Annotated in this window: 23 protein-coding genes and 1 tRNA gene; 1 reads left to right on the forward strand and 23 read right to left on the reverse strand. The window is 30.0% G+C overall.

The window, feature by feature from the left end:
- Positions 1-288: 288 nt before the first annotated feature.
- On the reverse strand, positions 289-1,962 hold the full coding sequence (locus ABM4_RS06080) for a glutamate--tRNA ligase (protein ID WP_016358804.1): 1,674 nt from the start codon (positions 1,960-1,962) through the stop codon (positions 289-291).
- Positions 1,963-2,297: 335 nt separating this feature from the next.
- Here ABM4_RS06080 and ABM4_RS06085 point away from each other — a divergent pair, with 335 nt between their 5' ends.
- Positions 2,298-3,134, forward strand: coding sequence for a class I SAM-dependent methyltransferase (locus ABM4_RS06085; protein WP_016358805.1), 837 nt, complete (start codon positions 2,298-2,300; stop codon positions 3,132-3,134).
- Positions 3,135-3,170: 36 nt separating this feature from the next.
- On the opposite strand, the gene ABM4_RS06090 is transcribed toward ABM4_RS06085, so the two are convergent.
- The 22 genes from ABM4_RS06090 to ABM4_RS06195 all read right to left on the reverse strand — a co-directional run bounded on the left by ABM4_RS06090 (position 3,171) and on the right by ABM4_RS06195 (position 22,497).
- Positions 3,171-4,562 carry an MATE family efflux transporter gene (locus ABM4_RS06090; protein WP_016358806.1) on the reverse strand — a complete coding sequence of 464 codons (1,392 nt, stop codon included), beginning with the start codon at positions 4,560-4,562 and terminating at the stop codon, positions 3,171-3,173.
- Positions 4,563-4,581: 19 nt separating this feature from the next.
- Entirely contained in the window at positions 4,582-5,025 is a 444-nt protein-coding gene (locus tag ABM4_RS06095; RefSeq protein ID WP_016358807.1) for a MarR family winged helix-turn-helix transcriptional regulator, read from the reverse strand.
- A gap of 549 nt (positions 5,026-5,574) precedes the next feature.
- On the reverse strand, positions 5,575-6,570 hold the full coding sequence (gene idsA / locus ABM4_RS06100) for a short chain isoprenyl diphosphate synthase IdsA (protein ID WP_016358808.1): 996 nt from the start codon (positions 6,568-6,570) through the stop codon (positions 5,575-5,577).
- 228 nt (positions 6,571-6,798) lie between these two features.
- Positions 6,799-8,154 (reverse strand): RNase J family beta-CASP ribonuclease, encoded by a 1,356-nt coding sequence (locus ABM4_RS06105; protein ID WP_016358809.1) that lies wholly within the window; start codon positions 8,152-8,154, stop codon positions 6,799-6,801.
- On the reverse strand, positions 8,144-9,205 hold the full coding sequence (fni, locus tag ABM4_RS06110; RefSeq protein WP_016358810.1) for a type 2 isopentenyl-diphosphate Delta-isomerase: 1,062 nt from the start codon (positions 9,203-9,205) through the stop codon (positions 8,144-8,146). Before fni ends, ABM4_RS06105 begins: the two co-directional genes overlap by 11 nt.
- Before the next feature lie 662 nt (positions 9,206-9,867).
- Positions 9,868-10,683: an isopentenyl phosphate kinase gene (locus tag ABM4_RS06115; protein WP_016358811.1), complete on the reverse strand. Its 816-nt coding sequence runs from the start codon at positions 10,681-10,683 to the stop codon at positions 9,868-9,870.
- Between the two features lie 152 nt (positions 10,684-10,835).
- Positions 10,836-12,077 carry a mevalonate kinase gene (gene mvk / locus ABM4_RS06120; protein WP_016358812.1) on the reverse strand — a complete coding sequence of 414 codons (1,242 nt, stop codon included), beginning with the start codon at positions 12,075-12,077 and terminating at the stop codon, positions 10,836-10,838.
- 803 nt (positions 12,078-12,880) lie between these two features.
- Complete coding sequence (amrB, locus tag ABM4_RS06125; RefSeq protein ID WP_016358813.1) at positions 12,881-13,735, reverse strand: AmmeMemoRadiSam system protein B; 855 nt, start codon at positions 13,733-13,735, stop codon at positions 12,881-12,883.
- A 407-nt stretch (positions 13,736-14,142) separates the two neighbouring features.
- The gene (rpsB, locus tag ABM4_RS06130; RefSeq protein WP_016358814.1) at positions 14,143-14,745 is read right to left on the reverse strand and encodes a 30S ribosomal protein S2; all 603 of its coding nucleotides are present in this window, start codon (positions 14,743-14,745) and stop codon (positions 14,143-14,145) included.
- A gap of 98 nt (positions 14,746-14,843) precedes the next feature.
- The gene (locus ABM4_RS06135) at positions 14,844-15,038 is read right to left on the reverse strand and encodes a 4Fe-4S dicluster domain-containing protein (protein WP_016358815.1); all 195 of its coding nucleotides are present in this window, start codon (positions 15,036-15,038) and stop codon (positions 14,844-14,846) included.
- A 60-nt stretch (positions 15,039-15,098) separates the two neighbouring features.
- Positions 15,099-16,346, reverse strand: a complete 1,248-nt coding sequence (eno, locus tag ABM4_RS06140; RefSeq protein ID WP_016358816.1) for a phosphopyruvate hydratase — start codon at positions 16,344-16,346, stop codon at positions 15,099-15,101.
- Between the two features lie 325 nt (positions 16,347-16,671).
- Positions 16,672-16,854, reverse strand: coding sequence for a DNA-directed RNA polymerase subunit K (locus ABM4_RS06145; RefSeq protein ID WP_016358817.1), 183 nt, complete (start codon positions 16,852-16,854; stop codon positions 16,672-16,674).
- Positions 16,855-17,076: 222 nt separating this feature from the next.
- Positions 17,077-17,247: a DNA-directed RNA polymerase subunit N gene (locus tag ABM4_RS06150; protein WP_016358818.1), complete on the reverse strand. Its 171-nt coding sequence runs from the start codon at positions 17,245-17,247 to the stop codon at positions 17,077-17,079.
- A gap of 56 nt (positions 17,248-17,303) precedes the next feature.
- Positions 17,304-17,705 carry a 30S ribosomal protein S9 gene (locus ABM4_RS06155; protein WP_040681605.1) on the reverse strand — a complete coding sequence of 134 codons (402 nt, stop codon included), beginning with the start codon at positions 17,703-17,705 and terminating at the stop codon, positions 17,304-17,306.
- A 17-nt stretch (positions 17,706-17,722) separates the two neighbouring features.
- Positions 17,723-18,145, reverse strand: coding sequence for a 50S ribosomal protein L13 (locus ABM4_RS06160; RefSeq protein WP_016358820.1), 423 nt, complete (start codon positions 18,143-18,145; stop codon positions 17,723-17,725).
- A gap of 21 nt (positions 18,146-18,166) precedes the next feature.
- Positions 18,167-18,532 carry a 50S ribosomal protein L18e gene (locus ABM4_RS06165; RefSeq protein ID WP_016358821.1) on the reverse strand — a complete coding sequence of 122 codons (366 nt, stop codon included), beginning with the start codon at positions 18,530-18,532 and terminating at the stop codon, positions 18,167-18,169.
- Between the two features lies 1 nt (position 18,533).
- Positions 18,534-19,337, reverse strand: coding sequence for a DNA-directed RNA polymerase subunit D (locus ABM4_RS06170; protein WP_016358822.1), 804 nt, complete (start codon positions 19,335-19,337; stop codon positions 18,534-18,536).
- Between the two features lie 18 nt (positions 19,338-19,355).
- A complete protein-coding gene (locus ABM4_RS09005) occupies positions 19,356-19,748 on the reverse strand; it encodes a 30S ribosomal protein S11 (RefSeq protein ID WP_016358823.1) in 393 nt (130 codons plus the stop codon).
- Positions 19,749-19,763: 15 nt separating this feature from the next.
- The gene (locus tag ABM4_RS09010) at positions 19,764-20,306 is read right to left on the reverse strand and encodes a 30S ribosomal protein S4 (protein WP_016358824.1); all 543 of its coding nucleotides are present in this window, start codon (positions 20,304-20,306) and stop codon (positions 19,764-19,766) included.
- A 65-nt stretch (positions 20,307-20,371) separates the two neighbouring features.
- A complete protein-coding gene (locus ABM4_RS06185; RefSeq protein WP_016358825.1) occupies positions 20,372-20,833 on the reverse strand; it encodes a 30S ribosomal protein S13 in 462 nt (153 codons plus the stop codon).
- A 242-nt stretch (positions 20,834-21,075) separates the two neighbouring features.
- A tRNA-Ser gene (locus tag ABM4_RS06190) sits at positions 21,076-21,160 on the reverse strand.
- 374 nt (positions 21,161-21,534) lie between these two features.
- A complete protein-coding gene (locus ABM4_RS06195; protein WP_016358826.1) occupies positions 21,535-22,497 on the reverse strand; it encodes an RNA-guided pseudouridylation complex pseudouridine synthase subunit Cbf5 in 963 nt (320 codons plus the stop codon).
- Positions 22,498-22,767 lie beyond the last annotated feature (270 nt).

The raw sequence follows: 22,767 nt of genomic DNA on the forward strand, positions 1-22,767 counted from the left end.
GTTTAACTAAATAGAATTGCATAAAAAAAATATCTTTTAAATATATAATTAAAATATTAAAAAAAATCAAATACAAGAAATAAAACCGGGAAAAGCTTAATTAAAATATATATGTATTGAATAAAAAAAAGAATTTTCAAATCAATTAAAAAAGGGAATTGATTTGTAAAGGGTAAAATAAAAAAAATTAATAAATCTGATTAAAACAGGTTAATGAAAAGATGAATTAAAAATAGATTATAAAAAAAGAAATACACAATAAAAATTGATTAAAAAGATAAATTATATTTATTTATGGGCATAATAAAATACTAATTTATCATCTTTAATCTCGTCAAGGCGAACAAATCCGAATCTTTCAAATTGAATTACATCATCAACCTTAAGATTCTTACAATCCTTCTCACAGAAACCTTCAACAACTGAAGCGTCATCCATTACAACCTCAGCTTTAATAGCCTCCTCTGTAGGAACAAACTGAATGATTCTAGCTTTAATTTTACGGGCATCTTCAAATGATGCACTGTTAAACTTAACGGTTCCATTATCAATATCAATATTAATTAAATCCATTAACCTGATATGTCCATCTTTAAAGTCATCCCCATCAATATAAACAGAACCATTAAAGTCCAATGTTCTGTTTCCTCTTTCAGGAAAGTCCGGATGTAATTCCTTTTCCAATGTGAAATTAGAAAATTCCTCAGGACAATCTTCAACATCTATTTTTACAGGGTTTTTAACAAAGAAATATCTATTTGCCTTATCTTCAATAATATTTCTATTTAAACCATAGATCTTTTTCCAACTTACAGCAGAATCAGACATTTTAACTCCAATTTCCACCATCAAATTCCAAATAGCCTCCGGTTGGATACCTCTTCTTGCAATAGCCCTTAAGGTTCCAAGTCTTGGATCTGTCCATGAGGAATATTTTCCGGATTCAATACCTTCTTTAGCCTTGGAGGTACTTAATGGAATATCCTCCATTTTAAGTCTTCCATAATGGATAAATTCCGGGGTGTCCCATCCCATATGTTTATATAGATATTTTTGTTTTTCACTATTTGCAAGGTGATCTTTTCCTCTTAAAACATGAGTCATGCCCATTAAATGATCATCTACAGATACGGAGAAGTTCATCATGGGATAAACTCTATATTTTTTACCTAAACGTGGATGTTCCTCATCAACAATACGGAAAGCTACCCAATCACGAATAGCAGGATTTTTATGATTAATATCAGTTTTAATTCTTAAGACTGCGGAACCTGCCTCCATTGATGGAAACTGTTCCCATAATTTTAGATTTTCTTCCACACTCTGATTTCTATGTGGACAAGGTTCACAATTATCTTTAAGCTTTTTAAATTCCCCACCGTCACAGGTACACATATATGCTGCCCCTCGTTTAATTAACTCTTCAGCATATTTATAATAGATTTCAAAACGGTCGGATTGGAAGTAAACCTCGTCAGGTTCAATTCCTAACCATTTTAAATCTTCCTGAATCATATCATAAGCAGGAGGATAGACTCTTTTAGGATCTGTATCTTCAATTCTTAAGATAAACTTTCCACCATACTTCTTAACATATTCCCCATTAGGTACTGCTGCTCTTGCATGTCCTATGTGTAATGGTCCACTTGGATTTGGTGCAAAACGCATAACAACATTATCATGAGAACCTGGTAACTCATCCAATCCCTCTTTCTTAACTTGTTTTTTCTCATGAATCTCCAAACCTAATTTATCCATTTCAGCTTGTTGTTCTTCTTTAGATAATTCATTAACTTTAGCTACAACTTTTGCACTTAATGGACCTATCTCTTTAGCACGGGATCTAAGTTCTGCTTCCTGAGACATAATAGAACCCATTACAGCTTTAGGACTAGCACTACCTTTGTGTTTTACAGCATTCATTAAAGCATGTTTATATACAACTTCTTCTAATTCATCCATTATATCACATTAAATAAGTATTCTTTTAAATTGATAAAAAACTATACTGAAAATACTAAATTAAAATAAAATAGTAATAAATACAATTAAAAAATCAGCATATTTTAAAAATAAAAATTAATATAAAATCACAGTATTATTTTTGAATCATTAAATATATAAATTTTTAATTGATAATCTAGAAAACTTTAAGGAAAAATTAAAATCATTATTTTTAAGATTTAATTCATTAATAAAAAAATAAAAATTAATATTTTATTATAATTATAAAAATAAACTAATAAATGATTTTAATTTATAAATCATATAATAATTTGAAATATTAAAGTGATAATATGACAGACAATAAGAGACATATTGAAAATCCAGAGGACATTGACTGGGCTTATTTTTGGGGTAAAAAATTAGAAAGTAAGAAAGATCGTCAGAAAAATTGGGATAAAGCAGCACCAAACTTCCATAAAAGTAATAAAAGGGATGATTATAGGAAAACCCTGTTAAACAGTTTAAAAATAACAAAAGAAGATACTGTACTGGATATTGGTTGTGGTGAAGGTTCCATCACCATTCCAATAGCTAAAAAAGCTAAAAGTGTTACAGGTCTTGATTCATCAAGCGGAATGCTTAAAATTTTAAATGAAAAATGTAAAAAAGAAGGGGTTGATAATGTAACCACTATTCAAAAACCAATAGAAGAAATATCAATTGATGAACTTGGTCACTTTGATATAATTGTCGCATCAAGATCACTTAACAGCATCATACCAATTGAAAGAGTATTGAAAACCATTAATGAAATGGCCAACAAATATGTTTATATCACCTTATTTGGACCAGATAACTGGAGAATAGAAAGGGATTTCCAGGAATCTATCGGAAATAATCCTAAGGATTTCCCTCCATACACCTACATGATTCAGATACTATACAATTTAGGTATTTATGCCAATGTTGAAAGACTTTCAATAACCTCCCACAGAGAATATAACAATATTGAGGAAGCCATGGACAATGGCAAATTTAGAGTGGACCTCTTAAGTGATGAGGAAATTGAAAAACTTAAAACCTATCTTAAAGATATACTTAAAAAAGATTCCAAAACCGGAAAATTATATAATGAAAAGGATGTTGCAGATTGGATATTATTATGGTGGAAAAAGGATGGAAAATAGGATTGATTAAAAATATAACCAGTACTTAATATTAATTTAAGAATCTAATTCCCCATCACCATATTTTTTAATTAGATTTGAAGAATAATTAGAGGCATAAATCCATCCGATTAACGCACCTGCTAATTTACCGATAACAACTCCAAACCATACACCCCATACTCCATAGCCTAAAACAATTCCAAGTAAAACAACAAAGAATGCAGGGAATATAATCTCCCTGAATATTGTAAGGCATAGGGAAGTTGGACCCTTTCCCAAACTTTGGAAGAATGAACCGGATAAAAGACCCAATGGCGTTGCAATGAAAAATAAAAAGAATACCTTTAGAAAATTGGATATTGGTTCTATGAGTACTCCTGTATTGGATGAAAAACTAAAGACCGTTGCTATCTGACTTGAAAATATAAAAACCACAGCACCAATAGCAACAGACATTATAATTCCGAGTTTCATTGAATAATTCAATACATTCTTCAATCTTCTAAATTTACCGGCACCGAAAGAGGAACCTGCAACTGCAATAGTTGCCATTGATAGACCAACAGACGGAACAATACCAAATAAAACTACTCTCATACCTGCAGTATATGCTGCTACAGCATTATTATCTGCAACCATAGTTAAAACTGAGTTTACAACACTAAGTAATGCTGCAATACACATCATTTCTAGTGCTGCTGGAATTCCAACCATTAGAATATCTTTAATTACAGAACCATTTGGTTTCAAATCCTTTTTATAAATATTCAAATAGGTATCTCTTTTAATAAGCATCCAATATAATATTACAACGGCACTGATTCCTGATGATAAAACCGTGGCATATGCAATACCTGCAACACCTAAGTTTAATCCCCAAGGTAACATAAAGACCGGATCCAATATAATATTTATTACCGCAGTTAAAGTCATGACATATAACGCTCTTTTTACATCACCTTCAGCTCTTAAAACACCAGTCAATATTGAGGTAATTATAATAAATATACATCCTGAGAATATTACGGTACTATAATACAAAGCCAAACTAAGAACTTCACCACTTGCACCAAGACCTATAAGGATTGGTCTTTGAAAAAGCAATATAAATACTGAGATAATAATCGGTATTATGATCCCTATAAGGAATGACTGACTTGCCCCTAAATCTGCCAAATCCTTCCTTTTTCCTCCAATTTTACGTGCGATAAAGGATGATGCACCTGCACCTAAACCATTTGCCAAACCATTTACAACCATAAACAGAGGGGTTACAAATCCTACCGCTGCAAGAGGTGCAGCTCCAAGGACAGATACCCAGATACCATCTATTAAATTGTAACTCATAGTAATAAGCATACTCAAAATCATTGGCCATGCCATTTTACGTACAGCAACCTTATAATCACCCATCATCATTCTAACATTTTTATTTTCCTCAACCATTTAAACACCAAAAAACAGATTATAGCAATTTGAAACTTTTTAAAGTTAAATCTTTAATTAGATTATTTAATTTGGAATCCTCAGATATTCCCATATACGTTTCCCATTCCCCATTGATTTCTTTAATTTTAGGAATAATTTCTAAGGATTTATCTGTTAATTCAATGATATTTCTACGAAAATCCTCATTATCAGTTTTACGAATAATATATCCCTCATTCTCTAGTTTTTTTAAAGACTTGGCAACAGAACCCTTGCTTAAGTTAAAGATCCTTGCTAAATCATTTTGACTTAAATCATCAAAATAATTCAATTTTACTAAGAAAAGTGATTGAATAGAATTAATATTATATTTTTCAAGTTCTTTATTAAGATATTTGATATAATTTTTAGACAAATTAGTAACTAAAGCCATAAAAGGCATTTTATCTATAGAACTACCAATTATTTCATAATTATCCATAAAAACACCAAATTAAATAATTTATTATTTAGTTATATATCCTAAAAAAATATAAAGGTTTCCATTGAAACGTTTCATTGGAAAATAAATTGCAAGAATATTTAAGAAAGTTGTAATAATTCCAATTTTTAGTTTTGAAGAGACATTCAAGAAATAAAATTGATTTTAATAAAGTTTTTCATATAATATCAGCCATTAACAGACATCCCATTTACAAATTCTATATAAAAGCAATATACGAAATACTCAATATTTATTACATCATATGAAAAAAATTGAAAGGTATAGAAAAAACCAGAAAAATATTAAGAAATATTTAAAGATGAAAAATAGCCAAAAATAATAAAAATAACTAAAAATAACTAAAAATAAAGAAAAATAGCCAAAAATAATAGAAAATAGATAAAAATAATAAAAATAACTAAAAATAACTAAAAATAAAGAGAAATAGCCAAAAATAATAGAAAATAGATAAAAATAATAAGTTTTATAATAAAGTAGAAAGAATTTTATAAATTATAAAAATATAGGAAAAAATAATTATAGAATTTAAGATTTTCTTTCAATTACAAAATCTGCTAATAAAGCAAGTGCATCTTTACTTGAAGAATCAGGTAATATATTAAGTATTTCCTTTGCTTTGTTTACATTTGAAAGAGCAACATCATGAGCATATTCAATTGAACCATATTTATTAAATAAATCAATTGCAATATCCACATCTTCTTGAGGAGATTCAGGATCAGATAAGATTTTAACCAGCTTTTCTTTATCCTCTTCATTTGCTTCGGATAAGGCTTTAACTACCATTAAAGTCATTTTACCCTCAACAATATCACTACCTACAGGTTTACCTAAATCCTTTTCATCACTAATAACATCAAGATAATCATCCTGAATTTGGAATGCTAAACCGATAAGTCTACCATATTCATACATTGCATCAATTACTTCAGAATCCGCTCCACCTACAATTGCTCCAGCCTTACAAGCCCCAGCAATAAGTGCAGCTGTTTTCTTGAAGATCATTTCCATATATTCCTCTTCCTGAACATCGAAATTACCTTCAAAACCCATATCCAAAGCTTGACCTTCACAGATTTTAACACATGCGTCTGCAACAACAGCCAAAGACTCAGCAACACGGTCTGCGGAAATGTTATCTTCTTTAGAAGTAATTACTAAACCAAATGCTTTTGAAAATAAAGTATCTCCAGCTAAAATAGCTAATGGTTCACCCCATACAGTATGTACAGAAGGCTTACCTCTCCTCATATCATCATCATCCATAATATCATCATGGATTAAGGAGAAAGTATGAATCATTTCAAAAGCCGCAGCAGTTTTAAGTGCATCTTCCCTGTTTCCACCAACTGCTTGACTTGAAAGTAAGGTTAAAGCAGGCCTTAACATTTTTCCGCCTGCCTCAGTTAAATAAACTGAAGATTTTTGTAAATCTTCAGGATCAATACTAGACAAATAATCCTCAATTACTGCCTTTACATCTTTAGAATAATCAGTTAAAATTTCAGTTACATCTGACATAAAAATCCTCCATTATAATTCATTTCCTATATTTTTCTTGATTAAAATTAATTTTGAAATTCCTCAACCAAATTATAAAAACTATGTAAACATTTATAACAATAATATATCTTTATTATATGATTAATAATCTTATCTTTTTTTAAAAATAAAATTAAAAAAATTTAATTTTAAACAATACCTCTAAGCTAATGAATTAAAATATTAACAATATTAGAATAAATAAACCTATTCCTCATCAGTATCATTAAAGACTTGTGCTTGTGCATTTCTTAAAATATGCACATTACTACCAATCCTATATCCTTCCTCTTCTGCAAGTTCCCCATATGCAGTTAACATGTGAAGATCTCCGTGAGCAGGAATGATATGTGCAGGTTTAACCATTCTTAAAAATTCCCTATGGTCTTCCCTACCTGCATGTCCGGATACATGGGCATTAGCATAGATTCTTGCACCAGATGCTTTAAGTCTTGCTTCCATTATATGCCTATTTGCAGCATTTGTTGGATTTGGAATAATTGGTGCAGAAATAATCACATTATCTCCTTTCTTAATATTAAATGGAGTCTTACCACTTGCAATTCTTGGAAGTAATGCATCGGGTTCACCTTGATGACCAGTAGTTACAAGTAAATATTTAGAACGATTTTCCTCTGCTTTTGCAAGTGCCCTATTTACTGCCTTTGGAGAACCATGAATAGATGAATTCTTAGGTAATTTCAATATTCCCAGATTCTGTGCAATTCCTAAAAATCTTTCCATAGATCTTCCAAGGAATAAAATTTCCCTATCACTTTTCTTTGCAATATCTGCAATGGTTTGAATCCTTTCAATATGTGATGAGAAAGTTGTAACAATCATACCGGTTTTTTCTTTTAAAGGTTCCCTCATTAAATCCTCAAGTATAATTCTTGGAACACGTTCTGAATAGGTTTTTACTTGTTGTGTATTTGCCGCATTTGTAGTTTCCACAATAAGTGCAAGTACTCCCTGTTTACCTAATTGTTTTAGTCTTTCATAATCAGGTGGGGGAGATACTTTCTGGTGATTATCAAATTTAAAATCAAGTGCGTAGATAATAATTCCTTCAGGAGTGTGTAAAACTGGGAAAACTGCCTGAGGAATACTGTGGGTAGTATGGACAAATTCCAAAGTAACATCCTTAGATAATTTTAATTTACTGCCTGGATTTAAAACCCTGATAGGATTGTTAACCTTAAATTTACGTTCACCTTTAATTTGCTTTTTAATAAGTGCAGCGGTATATGGTGTTCCAATTAATGGAGCATCATACCTATGTGCAAGTTTTGCAACAGCACCAATGTGATCAAGGTGTCCGTGTGAAAATACAATAGCTTTAACCTTTCCATCAACATCCTTCATTAAGGTATCATCAGGGATGACTCCCCTTTCAATTAAATCCAAACTATGCATTCTGTCAATATCCGTATCCTCATGGATATTGATCCTATCTAGATGTATTCCCATATCAAATATGATTACATCATCATTAACTTTAACGGCAGTCATGTTTTTTCCAACTTCCTCATAACCGCCAATTGCTATAATCTCAACCGTCAATATTTGACCTCCTACTATATTTCCTAGTGTTAAAACCCCTATCATTAAGCCATTCTTTAGTTTCACCCCTAATAACAAGATCAGATTCTTTTAAATCCTTAATACTTCTTGCTCCAACTAAAAACATAGCCAATTTTAAAGATTCGTTAAATTTATTCACATAATCAACAATTGCATCATGGCCTTTATATGCAGCTTTTAAAAACGGTAAAGCCATTCCAACAGCATCTGCCCCAAGAGCAATAGCTTTTGCAGCGTCCAATCCAGTACGAATACCTCCTGATGAGACAACAGGTATACTAACTGAGGAACATACCTCAACAGTACTGATTGCAGTAGGAATACCCCAATCCCAAAAAGCCTCTCCAAGTAACCTATCATTTGTACGATAGGTTTCTACAGCAGCCCAACTAGTTCCGCCGGAACCTTGAACATCTATGAAGTCAACTCCTGCTCTTTGAAGTTTTGCAGCATCCTCTGCACAGATACCTGCACCAGTCTCTTTAACCATGACCGGAACATCTACCAAATCACAGATCTCGGAAATAGATTGCACATATCCCCTAGCATCTACATCCCCACCAGGTTGAATTGATTCCTGAAGTGGGTTTAAATGAATAGCTAAAATATCTGCATCCAACATATTTACAGCATCCTCGGCATATTTCATCTGAGGAGCACCAATATTACCTAAAAGTAATGCATTAGGTGCATAATCTCTTGCAACAGTATAGGTAGATGTTAATTCAGGATTTTCGATTCCTGCTCTTTGACTTCCAAGGCCTAAAGCAATGTTATTTTCTTCTGCAGCAATGGATAATTCCTTATTGATTTTTTCTGCAAAAGGATGTCCTCCAGTAATAGCTGAAATAAATAAAGGAGAATCTAATTTTTTACCGAATGCTTTTGTTGAAATATCAATATCTGCTTTATTAATTTCTGGAAGTGCCCTATGAATTAACTCAATATCTTCAAAACCAGTTGACTTCTTATAATTAACATCATAATTTTTACAAATTGAAAGATGTTCTAATTTCCTATCTTGAATCATTAGTTTCCTCCAAAACTAAAAACATATATAGCCAATATACATTATTAATTATTAAAAAATAAGGGTGTTAATAGACAATCAGAATTTGATTACATTAAACATGCAAAATTATAAAATCTTAAAAAAGATCATTTATATAAAATTCTCCAATTAAATCTTTATAAATAAAATTATTAAAATAAGACAAGTATTTTAATAAGCTATTTTTATAATAAAAGACCCTATTAATCCTTACATAAACATAAATGTTGTTATAATTTATATTAAATTTTAAATTCCTTATTTTACCTAATATAAAAAAATAAATTCTAAAAAATCACTTATTTTTAAAAAAAAGATTGACCTCTTTAAAAATAAAATTCCCTGACCTATGATTTTTATGTTTCGACCATGTTTTTAAAGCTAAAATTAAATATTTTAACTGTATTATTTCCCTTAAATCATTTTTACATTAAATTCAACTTAATTATAAATTACTAGTTTAAACAAAAAACCATAGAGTAATCCCACATATTTAAATAATTAAGTAAAATAATAATCTAAAAATTATAACTGTGTAGTTATTTATAACTAATACTATATAATTATAATGTATTATTTTATAAAGGTATATAAAAAAAACAAAAACTAGAAAAAATAAATAATAAAAAATAAAAAAATTACTATTTCTTAGAGATTTTGGTACCTTTGACTTTCTTGTTTTGGAGTGATGCTGCGATTATACCCGGTTTATTAGCATTGACAATCTCGGAGCTAACACCAGAATATGCAAGATCTAAAAGTTCCTTAACCTTACCTACCATACCACCAGTAACATCAACATTAGTGGTGGACTCTATTTGTGTAATATCATCGATTGAATGTACATTCTCAATCAATTTAGCATCAGAATGTTTTTTAGGATTTTTATCATAAACACCATCAACATCGGTACCAAGTACCACTCTATCAAAACTCATTCTGCTTGCAAGGTTCTGAATAATCTGATCACCGGATATTACTACAAACTTCTCATTTGTATCCAATACAACATCACCATATAGTACAGGTACAAAACCCAACTCCAAATATCTTTTAATTAAATCCAGATTACAATTCGTTATTCTTTTATTAGTAGTGGTAATAAAGGAAGAAGGCGGTAAAGATACTGCAGGAATATCATGTTTCCATAATGCCTCACAGACATATGTATCCAACTTTCTTCCTGCAACCAATGTTTCTGTAAAACCAATCCTTTTTTCTGGAAGTTCCTCCTCACTAAAAGCCTGGCCAATCTTATATTTGCTTGCTGGTGGATGGGCAAATGATCCTGCACCATGAACCAGAACCAATCCATCCTCTAATTGGGGATGGATATTCTCTTCCATAAAGGATTGTTTAATCTCTTCACATACCCTATTTAAATTGTTATAATCAACTTTAGCAACAGATGAATCTTTATCTGTAATTATACTCCCACCAATCTTAAGTATTATCAAGTTATCACCTTTAAATAAAAAAATTTACACCAATTGAAAATTTCATAATTAGCTCTCTTAAAAACAATATTCCTTTCCAAATCAATAAATTTATTAAATATATAATAAAAGTTAAATCTAAGAGAAAAATAGTTTAGATAACTATTAATCATCTAATTGGCATAATCAATTAGATTATTATTAATAGTTTTTGAATTTTTCTTTTTAAATATTACCTTATTGTCTTTAATAGATATATTTGCATTTGATTTAGAGGGGTTCTTATGACTATTAACTTTTTTCCTGTTAATTTTAGGACTGTTTTTTACATGTTTATTAGGGTTAACCTTAACGGCAATATCCTTGTTATTTATTACATCACCGTGTTTATTACTTTGTTTATGATTATGGTTTTTTAGATTATTACCTTTATAGGATTTATCCCTCCTGTTTCTAGAGATAACCTTAGAACTTACACCTTTTCTAGAAAATCTAAGTTGAACTGTGGAATCATATACTCCAATGGCATTAGAAACCTGTTCCACCTTATTAGGACATAAAGCTACAATACTTCCACCACCACCAGCACCGGTGATTTTAGAACCGATAGCTCCAGCACCTCTTGCAATATAAACCATACGAGATAATTCCTTAGTATTGACACTGATAGAATCCAATAAACCTTGATTAATATTCATTAATTCTCCCATTTTATTAACATTGCCTTCCTCAATAGCCTTCTTAGCCTCATCAGTTAATACACCCATAGTCTTTATGATTGGATCCATAATTGAGGGATATTTAGTCTTTAAATTCTTTACATTCCTAACCATACGACTAGTACTACCATATTTAGATGTAACACCAATAACAAATGGCGCATTGATATTTGAATTGATTCTTTGAAGTTTTTTATTACGACTTAAATAGATTAAACCACCATAAGTAGATACCAATGTATCCAAAGGACTTGCCTCACCCTGTACCTTAAACTCTACTTGATGGGCTTTCTCTGCAAGACCTTTTTTGTTAAAGTAAATATTGTGATACCTGTATAAAGCCGCAAGTGTTGCAACTGTTACAGCAGCTGAGGAACCTAAACCAGAACCAATTGGAATATCAATTGACAAATCAATCTCAATTGGTGAATGATCATGAACCATATATAAGGCTTCTAAAATATATCTAATAATTCCGGGTTTACCTTTCTTCAACACATATTTCTTATTTTTAGTATCTAATTCAGCTTCAAATCCTAGATCTTTGGATTTTAAAATAGTTTTATCCGTACTGCTATCTTTAATACGAACAGTAGCCCTTTTATTTACTGCTGTTGCAATTGCAGGTTCACTATAAACAACAGAATGTTCTCCAAACAAAATCGTTTTACCTGGAGCAGATGCTTTTACTTCCATTTTCAAACTCCCTTACATTTATAAAACAATTTAAAAATAAGAGTTAAAAAGATAAAAAATTCTATTACTAGTTTATTTCTATATTCCTTAAATAAAATGGAATAGCCTTAAATAAATTAAATTAAAACATAATTAAATAATTCAAATAATAGAGTGTTTATTTTCAAGAAATATTATTAAAAATAATTTAATAAATCTTAGACCGATTATATTCCCCAATAATCAGTTAAAAACCATTCCATAATAAATACAGTCAAAGATATACGCAAATACCCAATCATTCAATACAAATAACAAATATTATAAATATTTCAATTAATCTTTTAAACTTGTTTATTTTTAAATCCATAATGATTAATCTAAAATTTATCCATTTTATTCATCCGGTTTTCTTTAAACTCAATCTAGATTAATCTTTTAAATTAAATAATATCTATAGAAAAGATACCATTATAATTTTATTCCTAAGATAACTATTTTCTTAAAAATTTTATAATCAATTAATTTAAGAAAAATAATCAATCAACTTATGTTTTGTTTTTTTAAAAATTTATAGTATTCTATTTTCTTATAAAAATCTTAGACAAATTAAAGATTAAAAAATAGAATATAGGTTAAAAATATATGACACCATTAAAAGGATTCCATTTCTAATAAATTAAAAACAGATACTGAATATTATTTAAATCTTTAAATTCAAGGCCCTCAGTACCTATAAAAAAAATATAGCATATTAAAACTTAATAAAAAATTAAAAAATATAATTAAGTGGATATGATTAGATTAAAAGATATCTAGTGAAACTAATCAGATTTAAACACGCCGGCACCATATCCTACTACAGAACTATAATCCCCACTAACATCACCACTGGTTTGATGTTTTAGAATATCCGCTTTACTAACACCACATTCTTTAGAATATATAATGTTAGAGGCAACAGTTCCATAACCGCACATGGTTATGTTATATTTAGATACATCATCAAGTAATTTTTCATGGTTCATGTTTGCAATATCATTTAAAACTATTTCATCTTTAATTAAAGTTGTATCTTGACTAAGAAAATGTGATAAATCAGTACTTGAAATCAATAATATTGACGAAGATATTTCTTCCACAGATTCCCTAATACTATCTGCAATATCAAGTGATGTTTGAAGATTTTGAACATTTATACATATGGGAAGTATTTTGAAATCGTCTGAAAAATACTGGAGAAATGGAAGTTCAACCTCAATACTATGTTCCCTGTAATGGGCCTGATAATCCACATCTGCATATTTGGAATTCTTAATAAAGATATCTGCTAAATCACTGTCCACCTCAACATTACCTAATGGGGTCTCCCACATACCCTCGTCAAAAACTGAAACATAACCACTACCGAAACCAGTGTGGTTTGGACACAATATTATAAAAGTATCTGGAAAACCATTTTCTACAAGCTTGCTGAAACTATAAGATGCAACTGGTCCTGAATAAATATATCCTGCATGAGGAACCATAATACCTTTTAGATTTGAGTTAAAAGATTTATTTAACTTTGGAATGGAACCTACACCAGATTCACATAAAAATGAATACTCAATACTTTCCTCCAAATCTCCAGGATTTGAATAATAAAAAGATCCTGCAACTGCCGGTTTTCTTAACATGTTTTTATCCTCCCAATATCATTTAATTAAATAAAAATAGTATATTTCAAACTAATAAAATTTAGTAATTTTTTCATATTAACTTTAAGGACATAGAATAAAGAGGTATTTTAAAAAAATAAGTAAAAAAAGTGACAAATAAGAAAAATCAAAAAACAAGCTTAAAAAATATGCAAAGAACCAGAAAACAACAAAAAAAACGAAGAAAACAGAAAAATCCCGAAAAAACCTAAAACAAAAAAAACGAAGAAAATATAAAAAACAATACAATGAAAAAGTCGATGGTACAAAAACAGGGGATAATCTAAAAAGTAGATAAATAGTTAAAAATAAGGAAAACGGAAAATATACTAAAAAGCCAATTAAATTATAAAAACAAAAAAATAGAAGAATAAAAAATTAAAAACTTAGTTTTTAACTTTTAATTCGAAGTCAGATGGTTCTAAATCGATTTCACCATCTTCAGGAATGACTCCTTTTTCCCTTAAGATTTGTCTTGCAAGTAACCAGTAAACTAAAGCAATAGCTTTTTTACCTTTGTTATTTACAGGAATACATAAATCAATGTAACTGAGTAAGTTCTCAGTATCACATAAACCTACTACAGGAATTCCATTTTGTTTAGCTTCTAAAATAGCCTGATTATCAGATCTAGGATCAGTTACAACAATAACTTTAGGTTCAATAAATTTATGATATTGTGGATTTGTTAAGGTTCCAGGAATAAATCTTCCAGGAATAGTTTTACATCCAATAACTTCTCCGAATTTTTTAACAGGAGCTTGACCATATAATCTGGTAGATACAACTAAGATATCCTGTGGATCATATTGAGCTAAAAATTTAGCTACTTTTTGGATTCTTTCATCGGTTTTTCTAATATCTAATACATGTAAACCGTCTGATCTTACACGGAATATGTATTTTTCCATATCACTAGTTTTTTGTTGAGTTCCAATATGTAAACCTGCTGCTAAGTAATTATCTAATTGTATTAAAAGTTCTGACACTTTATCACCTTTATTTTATTATATGTAATTTTAATATCTTTTATCAAATTCATAATTGATAAGCTAAATTTGACTATTATTAACGAGTTTGTGTGAAGTTAATCATTATCAATAACTTCTATTGATTCCTCAGGACACACATCCATACATACTTCACATAAGCTACATTCTTCGGGATTAACAACTGTAACTTTATCGCCGTCAAGTAATAAAATTTCCATTGGACAAATATCAATACATTCTGCACATTCAGAACCTTGACATTTATCATAATCAATAGTTATTATAATCATATTATCCCTACTCATAATAATTATAATTAATTAAAAAAATTTAAAGAATCATCTAAATATCTAATTGAAACTTGCCATTTTAGGGTCAGATAATTCTTCCTCAATACGGATGAGTTCATTAAGTTTTGCGATTCTTTCACCACTAACTGCTCCGGTTTTAATAATAGGAGCTCCCCATGCAACAGCTAAGTGTGCAATAGTTTCATCAGTAGTTTCTCCAGACCTGTGAGAAACAACAGGAACAACATTGTTTTCTTTAGCTAATTTTACAGTAGCATAAGTTTCAGTTAATGAACCAATTTGATTAGGTTTAATAATAATAGCATTAGCAGCATTCTGAGCAATACCTTTAGCTAAATACTCTTTATTAGTTACAAATAAATCGTCTCCACAGATAAGACATTTATCCCCTACCTCAGAGGTTAATTGTGAGAAACCATCAAAATCATTTTCATCAAATGGATCTTCTACATAGAACATTCCATAAGTATTGATAATATCTTTAACATATTCTACTTGTTCACCGGTATCTCTTTCAATACCGTCTTGTTCATAGACATATTTACCTTTGTCTGCATCCCAGAATTCAGATGATGCAAAGTCAAGGGAAGGTCTGATTTCAAAACCAAGTTCATTGCTTACTTCCTCACAAGCTTGAGCTTGAATTTCTAATGCGGTATCATTAGTTACATTAGGAATCCATCCACCTTCATCACCTTTTCCACCAGTGAAAGCAGAATCTTTTTTTGCTATTAGTTCTTTAAGCTTTTTATGAATTGCAACATTACCAAATACTGCTTGTTCAATACTTTTAGCACCTACAGGTACTACCAAAAATTCTTGAATATCCGGAGCATTTACACCAGCATGAGCTCCACCATTCATCATATTTCCAAGTGGATATGGAAGTTCATTTTTCATATTTCCACCTAAGAATTTGTATAATGGTAAGTTGTATGATGCTGCTGCAGCTTTAGCCGCCGCCATAGATACAGCTACAGAAGTATTACCTCCAATAGCAGACATATTATCTGTTCCATCGATTTCTTTTAAAACTAAATCGATGTCAGATAAATATTCAGCATCCATTCCAATAAGTTCAGAAGAAATTACATCTTCTACTTCGCCAATAACCTTATCTACTCCACCTTCAGGGAAAGATTTAACTTCCCTAGAACCGGTACTAGCCCCACTAGGTGCAGCAGCTCTACCAAAACCGTTCCAAGTAATAATATCTACTTCAACAGTTGGATTACCTCTACTGTCCAATATTTTTCTAACACGGACATCTTCAATAATACTATCCAAAAAAACACCTCAAGTGCATGTTCAATTTATTACCCTAATATCTATAATGAGATTACAATGTAATCATTAAAAAAATAGTATTTTCTTTTATAGATTCTTATGATATTTTTTATTTATTTTTTTAAGTGATTATTTTTTATAAAAAATAATCGAAAAACGATTAAATTGAAAGAATTTCAAATAATCTAATATAATATTAATACACCTAATATTTAAATTAATTGATTTATTTAAATATTTCACAATTAAAATATTAGTTTACTAATTTTCAATAAAAGTTAAAACTTTTAATTAAAGTAAGAATATGATAAATAAAATTAATTATTTATTCATCATCTCTAACTACATCTAAAGGTAAGACATTAGCTTCTAATTCTTGATAAGCTATATCAATAGGATCTAATGAATCTTCAACTTCAACCTGTGGTTCTGCACCCATTGAAAGTTGAATAGCTCTTGCACCTAAGATTCTAGCTTTTTCAAATCTTGTTAAATCTTTTCTAGTCATTTTTTATCTCCTAACTAATAGGCATAAAAAAATAATGTCTATTAAATATAAAAGAATTGAAATAAAGATTTATAAAAAATCTTCCTATGATTTTTATAAAAATCTTACTAACTATTTAAATATTTAAATTTAAACTAAAACCTAAATATTTTAGAATATTCTAAGTTAATAAAAACTACTAAATGACAATAAATAAACCCATTAAAAATGTGGTCTGTCTATTTATTCCCAAGTTTCAACATGTGAAATCAACATTCTTCTACAACAGTATCTAGTCAAACCAAGATCATCTAAGATATCTTTAGAATCTTCCCCATTTTCTAATCTTCTGTTATACTCATCAAAGTAAGCAGATACTGGTTTTCCGCAACTAATACATCTTATAGGAATCATTTTAAATCATCATTTCCACTTTTTTATTTAAATAATTAAAGAATAAAACTATAAATCTACCTGTAACTTTTTTGTTTACGAGCTCTAGCTCCAGGACCACCGTATTTCTTAGGTTCTGATCTTCTAGGATCCCCTACAAGCATAGTCCTATCATAATGATTGTATTTTTCTTTTAAATCCATATCATTAGTGTATTGAACTAAACCTTTTGCAATAACCATACGAGCAGCTTCAGCTTGACCCATAACTCCTCCACCTCTAACTCTTACAGTGATATCTACATCGTTAACGATATCTCCTGCAATGTCTAAAGGTTCTTGTAATTTTAATCTTGCAAGTTCAGGAGAGTAAAGTTCTAAAGGTTGTTTATTGATTCTTACTCTACCGGTACCCTCTTTTACAGTACCTCTTGCAATAGCAGTTTTACGTTTTCCACTAGTATGAACAACTTTCATAATTACACTTCCATTACAATCTAGAATTTAGCTCCTAATAATCTTGAGATTTCGCCTAATTCTATACCTTTTTTAACGTTTTCATATTCTGCTGCAGGAACTTCAGTTACCTCACTATCAGCAAATTCAGCAGGTACACCTACATAAGCTTTTAATCCTTTGTAAGCATTTCTACCTTTTGTTTTCTTAATAGGTAACATTCCTCTAACAGTTCTTCTAAATATATCATCTGGTCTATGAGGATATTTAGGACCTAATGTCCTAGGGTTTGAAATACTTTTTCTGTCTACTCGTTGTTTATATTTTGCATAAGCCCAATCCTTATTACCAGTAATCATAATTTTTTCAGCATTAAGTACAACAACTTCCTCACCTTCAAGAAGTGCTTTACTTACTACACTAGCAAGTCTACCTAAAATGCATCCTTCACCATTAACAATCATAATTAACACCTACATTCCCGATTATTGCATAATCCTAATATTGCTTCCCTTAGGATTTTGTTCAAGAATTTCACTAATAGTAAGGCATTCTCCACCAGCATTTTCAATTTTTTCCTGAGCTTTACTAGAGAAGTTTAATGCTGCTACAGTAACTTTTTTGTCTAAATTACCATTAGATAAAACTTTACCTGGAACTAATACTACTTCATTTTCATTAGCATATCTGTTAATTGAAGATACATTAACTTCAGCAGTGCTTCTGTTAGATCCTTCAAGTTTAGATGCAACATCTTTCCATATAGCTACGTCTTCTTGATTAGATTTAATTTTGAGAGTTCTAATAAGTTTAAAAAGGTTAGGATTTGTTTTTATAACTTTTTTAGCCATATTATTTTCCTCCTTTACTAAATTCAATTAGCTCATCTGCTTTATCCGCTAAAACATCACAAGCTTTTAATAAGACCTCTTTTGGAGGCATTGATCCATCAGTTTCTATTTTAAAAATAAAATTATTTTCTTCATATCCAACATGAATATAATCATTGACACATGCTCTTACACAGCTTTTACACATTGCACAGTTTTCAATATCTAAAACTTTAATTTTCTTAGATCTGCGATCTGCTTTTAATATACCTCTAGGACATGCAGAAGCACAATCATAATCGATTTCCACATCATCATTAAAGGTAATCTTAGGATATTGTTTGTATGCACAAACTGTAGTCGGCATCCATTTAGCATGATCTTTACCGAAGCCAAGTTTTGCTACAGCTTCAAGTTCGATTTCTTCATTTTCTTTAAGTTTTACTAAAGGAATTGTGTCATATACAGGTTTAATTTTAGGGTCAGAAGAGACTAAATCTTTAGAATAGACAACTCCTGGGCCTTTTTTATTTAATGTAAATGAAACACTGCATTTTGGGCAGTAGTCATCACAGTCACATTCATCAGGAAGAACTAGGCCTTCGATAGATTCCAAGTCAGAAACTAAAGGAGTTAAACCTAATCTATGTGCGAGTACCTCATCAAACATCGCAGATTCATTCTTAACAATGTTGACATCTTCAATTGCTAATTTAGGAACTCCCATCATAGCAATTCTTCTAATTGCATTAACAAAAGGTACTTCTGCATCACGGATAATGAATACAATTTCATCATCTTTTTGACTTTTGACTTCAATCTCCATTTAAAAAACCTTCCATATTTATACTCTTCTACCTCTTTTACCACCAGGACGTCCTGTACCATCATGAGGAATTGGAGTTATATCTTCAATTTTACCAATTTTAATACCAGCTCTTGCTAAAGCACGGATAGTTGCTTGTGCACCAGGACCTGGACTTCTAGGTCCGTTACCACCAGGTGCTCTGACTTTGATATGTAAACCAACAAATCCTTTTTCTTTAATATCTTCTGCTACACGAGTAGCTGCTTCCATAGCTGCGAAAGGAGAAGCTTCTTGTCTATCAGAACGTACAACTTTACCACCAGACCATTGAGTAATGGTTTCAGCACCGGTTATATCAGTAACAGTAATAATAGTATTGTTGAATGATGAATAAATATTTGCTATTCCCCATTTTTCATCTTTTGCCATAAATAACACCTTTTTCTATTCTGATTCTTCTTCAACTTTATTTGCTTTGTTATTGTTATAATCTTCAATTTGTTTAGCTACAGATGAATTACCATAGAAACCAATTAAATCATCTTCCCCTCTTTTAACCATGTAACTTGGAGAATCGATTTTTTTACCATTTAATGCAATGTGTCCATGAACAATAAACATTCTAGCTTCTTTAGCTGTACGTGCTAAACCTTTACGATAAACAACAGTTTGTAATCTTCTTCTAAGAACATCTTCAACATTTAAGTTAAGAATATCTTCAAGACGAGCATTTTCTGATAAAACACCTATTCTAATTAAGTGTCCTAATAATTCATTCTTATCCTCGACAGCTTGATCTTGAGCAAAACCAAGTAAATACCTTGCTTCCCTACTGTATTTTCTAACTAAAGTATCAGCTTTCCAAATTTCTTTTTTGTTTTTTAAACCATATTTAACCATTAATTTGTTTTCTGATTTAATTCTTTCAGCATTCCAAGGATGTGGAGGAGTAGTATATTTCTTTCTTGCTTTACGTGGATGTCCCATAATCACATCTCCTATATAAAATTAATTTATTAAAAAATTCAACTAATTAATCCAAAAAAAGTCAACTATAACCCAGTATTTCTGGTACGACTAACTCCTACAGAAGAACCATGTCTAAATGTAGCTTTAGTCCTTTGACCTCTAACAGGTAAACCAAGTTCGTGTCTTCTTCCTTTGTAACTTCTGGTCTTTTTCATTCTGTTTAAATCATCTCTTAAAGTCATGTCAAGATCAGATTCAATTAAATGAGTAGTTTCACCAGTAGTATAATCGTTTCTTCTGTTTAACATCCAATAAGGGATGCCAAATTTTTGTGGATTTTCTAAAAGTTCTTCGATTTTTAAAACATCTTCGTCTTTTATGTATCCAATTTTAGCATTTAAGTCGAAACCTAAAGTAAGACCGATAGTTCTTGATAAAGATAATCCAATACCTTTAATATCTGTTAAAGCGTATTCGAAAGTTTTATTACCATCTACGTCCTTTCTTGAAATACGTACTAAATGTTTAAATTCTTCGTCTGCCATTTATATAACCTCCATTTATCAGAGCGAATCTACGAGACGAGAAGTAGTAGATTCGAATATTTTGTAAATGTAAATTTTTAAAAAAAAGTTTTACAAAACACAGTTTTTTCAACAATCAAAACTTAGAACCAGGTTCTAAGCACAAATTATTGGTTAATAGTCAATATTTTAAGATAAACTTAATTAAGAAAGTAAAATTCATAAAAAAAATTAAATTAAAAAATTGAATAATTACCAATAAACGCCGAGACTGGGATTTGAACCCAGGCGGAGAGAACCTCCACAAGATTTCCAGTCTTGCGCCTTACCAGGCTAGACTATCTCGGCATCAAGATATCATAACCAACTAGTACATACTAAAAGGTAAAATACCAATAAAAAAAATAAGTTAATAAACTTATATCCATTATATCAACAAGCAATATAATAAGATATAATAATATTTTAAATTTATCATATATAAATGTTTGCTTATTTACATATAATATACTCAATATATAAAAAAATTTTTCAAGATTAAAATTAATCTATTTATAAATTTAATCAATGAAATCTATTTATAACATTATAAAATTGTATCTTCTAAGATAAAAAGCTTGTTATTTTTTATATAAAATTAGTTAATCTAGGAAATAATTGAAAAACTAAATATCTAAAAGAAATATTAGAAGATATTTAAAAATTAAAAGAAATGTTCAAAATCATTTCCATGAAATTGGATAAAGATTCTCATCCATGAAAACATGATTAGTATTTACAATAATGCCATTTTCAGCATCTAAAATATCCTGAGAGGAATAACGGCTAATACCGGAACCTACTAATTCACCTTTTAAAGTCATTATTGCAACGGTATCCCCTGGACGAATGTCATCAGATAATATTGAGATTCCCCCTGCAGCAAGATCTGCACCATGAGTAATTGCGGCAACAGTAGAATCCTTAATATATATCTTAGGCAAATGACTAGCAGCCTCCTCCATTGGCATAATGGATTCCCTTAAATATTTCTCATTACCCTCATGTTTATAATAATAATATGCATCAGTAATGTCCTGTAAGGTAACAAGATTATTATCCTCAGAAAAGGATCCTACCTGTGTCCTTCTAAGTTCAGCCATATGTGCTCCACAGCCCAAAGCCTCACCAATATCATGACAATAAGTTCTAACATAGGTACCTGCTTGACAACCTATTCTAAATAATACGAATCTATCTTCAATCTCGGAAATATTTGCATAATAAACTTCCCTTGCCCTTATTTCCCTTTTAACTGCAGACTTAACAGGGGGCATCTGAAATATTTTACCTGTAAACTCATCAAAAACCTCTCTGATTATATCCTCATCCAAGCTTTCATGAATATTCATGAGACAAACATATTCTTTTGATGCTAATGACAAAAGTTGCATGGAACGTGTTGCGGAATTAATGCCCATTGGCAAGATTCCTGTAACCTTAGGATCCAATGTTCCACCATGCCCCGTTTTATCAGCTTCCAAAATTCTTAAAACCCAGGAATCAACTTCATGAGAAGTAGGTCCAGAAGGTTTATCTAAATTAATAACACCTTTATTTAAATACTCCTCAATTGTCCTTTCTTCAGGTACACAGCCATATTTAAAATCTGTTTCAAAACGAGATTTTTCCAATAATTCACTCATAATTCCCACTGAATAATTAATTAAATAAATTAAATAATAAATTAAATTAAAATATTTTATAAATTCTTAAATATAATTAAAGAATATTTTAAATAATAAAGCTTATTTTACAAATATACTTATAGTAATTATGATTATGCATATGTTAACTATAAAAAAATAGAATTTATTAAAATAAATATTAATTTATATCTAAATCCATAAGTAAAAATACTTTATTATTCTATTTATAAAAAGATTTCTAGACTTTAAAAAACAAAACCCAATAAT

This window comes from Methanobrevibacter sp. AbM4, from assembly GCF_000404165.1.
In the GTDB taxonomy this organism is placed as follows: domain Archaea; phylum Methanobacteriota; class Methanobacteria; order Methanobacteriales; family Methanobacteriaceae; genus Methanarmilla; species Methanarmilla boviskoreani.

Bases quoted from the DNA above. Each gene is read 5' to 3' on its own strand.
- ABM4_RS06165 (WP_016358821.1), bottom strand. From the start codon at position 18,532: ATGGCTAAAAAAGTTATAAAAACAAATCCTAACCTTTTTAAACTTATT.
- ABM4_RS06085 (WP_016358805.1), top strand. From the start codon at position 2,298: ATGACAGACAATAAGAGACATATTGAAAATCCAGAGGACATTGACTGG.
- ABM4_RS06160 (WP_016358820.1), bottom strand. From the start codon at position 18,145: ATGATTGTTAATGGTGAAGGATGCATTTTAGGTAGACTTGCTAGTGTA.
- amrB (WP_016358813.1), bottom strand. From the start codon at position 13,735: ATGTTAAGAAAACCGGCAGTTGCAGGATCTTTTTATTATTCAAATCCT.
- ABM4_RS06150 (WP_016358818.1), bottom strand. From the start codon at position 17,247: ATGATTCCTATAAGATGTATTAGTTGCGGAAAACCAGTATCTGCTTAC.
- ABM4_RS06135 (WP_016358815.1), bottom strand. From the start codon at position 15,038: ATGATTATAATAACTATTGATTATGATAAATGTCAAGGTTCTGAATGT.
- idsA (WP_016358808.1), bottom strand. From the start codon at position 6,570: ATGTCAGATGTAACTGAAATTTTAACTGATTATTCTAAAGATGTAAAG.
- ABM4_RS06170 (WP_016358822.1), bottom strand. From the start codon at position 19,337: ATGGAGATTGAAGTCAAAAGTCAAAAAGATGATGAAATTGTATTCATT.
- ABM4_RS06185 (WP_016358825.1), bottom strand. From the start codon at position 20,833: ATGGCAGACGAAGAATTTAAACATTTAGTACGTATTTCAAGAAAGGAC.
- ABM4_RS06080 (WP_016358804.1), bottom strand. From the start codon at position 1,962: ATGGATGAATTAGAAGAAGTTGTATATAAACATGCTTTAATGAATGCT.
- fni (WP_016358810.1), bottom strand. From the start codon at position 9,205: ATGATTCAAGATAGGAAATTAGAACATCTTTCAATTTGTAAAAATTAT.
- ABM4_RS09005 (WP_016358823.1), bottom strand. From the start codon at position 19,748: ATGGCAAAAGATGAAAAATGGGGAATAGCAAATATTTATTCATCATTC.
- ABM4_RS06095 (WP_016358807.1), bottom strand. From the start codon at position 5,025: ATGGATAATTATGAAATAATTGGTAGTTCTATAGATAAAATGCCTTTT.
- ABM4_RS09010 (WP_016358824.1), bottom strand. From the start codon at position 20,306: ATGGGACATCCACGTAAAGCAAGAAAGAAATATACTACTCCTCCACAT.
- ABM4_RS06195 (WP_016358826.1), bottom strand. From the start codon at position 22,497: ATGAGTGAATTATTGGAAAAATCTCGTTTTGAAACAGATTTTAAATAT.
- mvk (WP_016358812.1), bottom strand. From the start codon at position 12,077: ATGGAAGTAAAAGCATCTGCTCCAGGTAAAACGATTTTGTTTGGAGAA.
- ABM4_RS06090 (WP_016358806.1), bottom strand. From the start codon at position 4,562: ATGGTTGAGGAAAATAAAAATGTTAGAATGATGATGGGTGATTATAAG.
- ABM4_RS06145 (WP_016358817.1), bottom strand. From the start codon at position 16,854: ATGACTAGAAAAGATTTAACAAGATTTGAAAAAGCTAGAATCTTAGGT.